Origin of the sequence: Pseudomonas sp. UBA6323 (assembly GCF_002439135.1) — a bacterium.
GTDB lineage: Bacteria > Pseudomonadota > Gammaproteobacteria > Pseudomonadales > Pseudomonadaceae > Aquipseudomonas.
Map to the genome: position 1 here is coordinate 1 of NZ_DJSX01000062.1, position 4,509 is coordinate 4,509.

The 4,509-nt window shown below is 63.3% G+C and carries 2 protein-coding genes and 2 pseudogenes; 3 read left to right on the top strand and 1 reads right to left on the bottom strand.

Annotated features, from left to right (window positions below):
• Positions 1 to 84, bottom strand: a pseudogene (locus tag B3P22_RS14325) (30S ribosomal protein S20); the annotation flags it as partial.
• A gap of 190 nt (positions 85 to 274) precedes the next feature.
• On the opposite strand from B3P22_RS14325, the pseudogene murJ reads away from it, so the two are divergent.
• From murJ to B3P22_RS14340, 3 genes and pseudogenes are all read left to right on the top strand, one after another.
• A pseudogene (gene murJ, locus B3P22_RS14330) lies at positions 275 to 1,770 on the top strand (murein biosynthesis integral membrane protein MurJ).
• 79 nt (positions 1,771 to 1,849) lie between these two features.
• Complete coding sequence (gene ribF, locus B3P22_RS14335; protein ID WP_296271429.1) at positions 1,850 to 2,800, top strand: bifunctional riboflavin kinase/FAD synthetase; 951 nt, start codon at positions 1,850 to 1,852, stop codon at positions 2,798 to 2,800.
• Positions 2,797 to 4,509, top strand: a 1,713-nt coding sequence (locus tag B3P22_RS14340; protein ID WP_296271430.1) for an isoleucine--tRNA ligase, incomplete at its 3' end; no start/stop codon positions are given. The genes ribF and B3P22_RS14340, both read left to right, overlap by 4 nt.

A 4,509-nucleotide genomic window follows, 5' to 3' on the forward strand; every position in this document is an offset into this window, starting at 1 on the left:
AACCATCGAGCGCAGGCTGGCGTTATGGCTACGGCGCTTCTCAGCCTGTTTGGCGCGTTTTTTGGCAGAAGGTGAGTTGGCCACCGTCAAGCTCCTCGAAAACTGGGGGGTTACGACAAATAAGGCCGCGAATCATGCCGATCCATCTGCCTGCTGTCAAGTCCGATGACGCTTTCCTGTGCTGGCCTGACCAGTGGTGGCTCGCTACACTCGTCGCCTTCGTTGGGTGGCGGATTGTCCGCTACTGCAACCCTTTATGGAAGCCGAACCCCCCATGAATTTGCTCAAGTCCCTGGCTGCCGTCAGTTCCCTGACCATGGTCTCGCGCGTGCTGGGGTTCGTGCGCGATACCATCATCGCCCGTACCTTCGGCGCTGGCGTGGCGTCCGATGCTTTCGTGGTGGCGTTCAAGCTACCCAACCTGTTGCGCCGCATCTTCGCCGAGGGGGCCTTCTCCCAGGCCTTCGTGCCCATTCTCGCCGAGTACAAGATGCAGCAGGGCGAGGAAGCCACGCGCACCTTCATCGCCTACGTTTCCGGTTTGCTGACGCTGGTGCTGGCGCTGGTCACGGCTCTTGGCGTGCTTGCCGCGCCCTGGATCGTCTGGGCCACGGCGCCGGGGTTCGCTGACGAGGCCGAGCGCTTCGATTTGACCGTCGACCTGCTGCGGGTGACCTTCCCTTATATATTGCTGATATCCCTGTCATCGCTGGCTGGGGCTGTGCTCAATACCTGGAATCGCTTCTCTGTACCGGCGTTCGTGCCGACGCTGCTGAACGTCAGCATGATTGTCTTCGCATTGTTCCTGACGCCTTATTTCGATCCGCCGATCATGGCGCTGGGCTGGGCGGTGCNNAGATCGGCATGCTGGTGCTGCCGCGCCTGAGTTTCGGCGACCTGGGCGTCTGGCGTGTGCTCAAGCAGATGGGGCCGGCGATCTTCGGCGTGTCGGTCAGCCAGATTTCGCTGATCATCAACACCATTTTCGCCTCCTTCCTGGTGGCCGGCTCGGTGTCCTGGATGTATTACGCCGACCGCCTGATGGAACTGCCTTCGGGCGTACTGGGTGTGGCGCTGGGCACCATCCTGTTGCCGGCGCTTTCCAAGACCTACGCAAGCAAGAACCGCGACGAATACCAGCGCCTGCTCGACTGGGGCCTGCGGCTGTGCTTTTTGCTGGTGCTGCCCTGCACCCTGGCATTGGCGATTCTCGCCGAGCCGCTGGTGGTCTCGCTGTTCCAGTACGGCAAGTTCACCGCCAACGACTCGCTGATGACCCAGCAGGCGCTGATGGCCTACGCGGTCGGCCTGTTGGCGTTGATTCTGGTGAAGATCCTTGCACCGGGCTTCTATGCGCAGCAGAACATCAAGACGCCGGTAAGGATTGCCGTGGTCAGCCTGCTGGCGACCCAGGCGATGAACGCGCTGTTCGTTTTCGGCCTGGAGATGGCGCACGTCGGCCTGGCGCTGGCGATCAGCCTGGCGGCCTGTCTCAATGCCGGCCTGCTGTACTGGCAACTGCGCCGCGCCGATATCTTCCGGCCGTTGCCGGGCTGGGGCGTGTTCCTGTTCAAGCTGGTGGTCGCAGTCGCGGTGATGGTCGCCGTGTTGCTGGGGCTGCTGCAGGTCATGCCGGCCTGGGCGGAAGGCGAGATGTACGTGCGCCTGTTGCGTTTGGGCGCCCTGGTGGCGGCCGGGGTGGTCGCCTACTTCGGCATGCTGCTGCTATTGGGATTCCGCCCGCGCGATTTTGCCCGACGGGCGTTGTAGCGGTTTCAGGCGTCGCGATGCCTGTTGTGCATGGCCTGCTGTGCGTATAATCGGCCACTTTGTGAACAAGAAGCGTGCTATGCAGCTGGTTCGAGGTCTTCATAACCTGCAGCCCCAGGCGCGGGGCTGTGTGGTCACCATCGGTAATTTCGACGGCGTTCATCGTGGGCACCAGGCCATCCTGGCGCGTCTGCGCGAGCGCGCCGCGGAACTGGCCGTGCCCAGCTGCGTGGTGATCTTCGAGCCGCAACCGCGTGAGTTCTTCGGTCCCGACACTGCGCCAGCGCGCCTGACCCGCCTGCGTGACAAACTTGCGCTGCTGGCCGCCGAAGGCGTCGACATGGTGTTGTGCCTGGCCTTCAACCGCCGCCTGCGCGAGTTGTCGGCCGCCGAGTTCGTCCAGCGTGTGCTGGTCGACGGGCTTGGCGTCAAGGATCTGGAGATCGGCGATGACTTCCGCTTCGGCTGCGACCGGGCCGGCGATTTCGAGTTTCTCAAGGCCGCAGGCCTGCGCCACGGTTTCAGCGTCGAGGCCTCGACCACTGTGGAAGTGCTGGGTGGCCGCGTCAGCAGCACGCGTGTGCGTCAGGCGCTGGTCGATGGCGATTTCGCACTGGCAGAAGCCTTGCTCGGCCGGCCGTTCCGCATCGCCGGGCGGGTCTTGCATGGGCAGAAGCTCGGCCGTCAGCTCGACGCGCCAACAGCCAACATCCAGCTCAAGCGGCGCAAGGTGCCGCTGACCGGCGTTTACCTGGTGAGCTGCGAAATCGATGGCGTGATTCAACCGGGCGTCGCCAATATCGGCGTGCGCCCCAGCGTTGCCGGTGACGGCCGCGCCCATCTGGAAGTGCACCTTCTGGATTTTGCCGGCGATCTGTATGGCCGGCGTCTCTCGGTGGCTTTCCACCACAAGCTGCGTGATGAGCAGCGTTTCGCCTCGCTGGAGGCCTTGAAGGCGGCGATTGCCGCTGATATCGCCGCTGCCCGTGAATACTGGCAGAGCCACCCGCTGATGAAGAGCCCGAAATGACCGACTACAAAGCTACGCTGAACCTGCCCGATACCCCGTTCCCGATGAAGGCCGGCCTGCCGCAACGCGAGCCGCAGACCCTGCAGCGTTGGAACGAGATTGGTCTGTATAGCAAGCTGCGCAAGATTGGCGAAGGTCGGCCGAAGTTCGTCCTGCACGACGGCCCGCCCTATGCCAACGGCAGCATTCACATCGGTCATGCGCTGAACAAGATTCTCAAGGACATCATTACCCGCTCCAAGACCATGGCCGGCTTCGACGCGCCTTACGTGCCGGGCTGGGACTGCCACGGCCTGCCGATCGAGCACAAGGTGGAGACCACCTTCGGCAAGAACCAGCCGGCGGACCTGACTCGTGAACGCTGCCGTGCCTATGCCGCCGAGCAGGTCGAGGAGCAGAAGGCCAACTTCATCCGTCTTGGTGTGCTGGGCGATTGGGACAACCCCTACCTGACCATGAACTTCGCCAACGAGGCCGGCGAGATCCGTGCGCTGGCCGAAATGGTCAAGAACGGTTTCGTGTTCAAGGGCCTCAAGCCGGTCAACTTCTGCTTCGACTGTGGCTCGGCCCTGGCCGAGGCCGAAGTCGAGTACATGGACAAGAAGTCCGAAGCCATCGACGTGGCCTTTCCGGTCGAGGATGCCGACAAGTTGGCCGCTGCATTCGGCCTAGCCAGCCTGAGCAAACCGACCGCCATCGTTATCTGGACCACCACGCCCTGGACCATCCCGGCCAACCAGGCGCTCAACGTGCACCCGGAATTCACCTACGCGCTGGTGGACGTGGGCGACCGCCTGCTGCTGCTGGCCGAGGAAATGGTCGAGAGCTGCCTGCAGCGCTACAACCTGCAAGGTCAGGTGATCGCCACCGCGCCGGGCGCAGCGCTGGAGTTGATCCGTTTCCGTCATCCGTTCTACGAGCGTTTTTCGCCGGTGTATCTGGCCGAATACGTCGAGCTGGGCGCCGGTACCGGCATCGTCCACTCTTCGCCGGCCTACGGTGAGGACGACTTCCGCACCTGCAAAGCCTACGGCATGAGCAACGACGATATCCTTAACCCGGTGCAAAGCAACGGTGTGTACGTCGACTCGCTGCCGTTCTTCGGCGGCCAGTTCATCTGGAAGGCCAACCCGGTCATTGTCGCCAAGCTCGAAGAAGTGGGCGCGCTGCTCAAGCACACCACTATCAGCCACAGCTACATGCACTGCTGGCGCCACAAGACGCCGCTGATCTACCGCGCCACCGCGCAGTGGTTCGTGGGCATGGACAGTCAGCCAAAAGAGGGCGGCACCCTGCGTGAGCGCTCGCTGGCTGCCATCGAGCAAACCAAATTCGTCCCGGCCTGGGGCCAGGCGCGTCTGCACAGCATGATCGCCGGGCGCCCGGACTGGTGCATCTCGCGTCAGCGTAACTGGGGCGTGCCGATCCCGTTCTTCACTCATAAGGAAAGCGGCGAGCTGCACCCGCGCACCGTCGAGCTGATGGAAGAGGTCGCCAAACGCGTCGAACAGGAAGGCATCGAAGCCTGGTTCAAGCTCGACCCTGCCGAGCTGCTCGGCGCCGAGGCCGATCAGTACGACAAGAGCCGCGACACCCTGGACGTTTGGTTCGACTCCGGCACCACTCACTGGCACGTGCTGCGCGGCTCCCACGCCGAGCTGGCGCATGCCGATGGCCCTGTGGCCGATCTGTACCTGGAAGGTTCCGAC

Bases quoted from the DNA above. Each gene is read 5' to 3' on its own strand.
- ribF (WP_296271429.1), top strand. From the start codon at position 1,850: ATGCAGCTGGTTCGAGGTCTTCATAACCTGCAGCCCCAGGCGCGGGGC.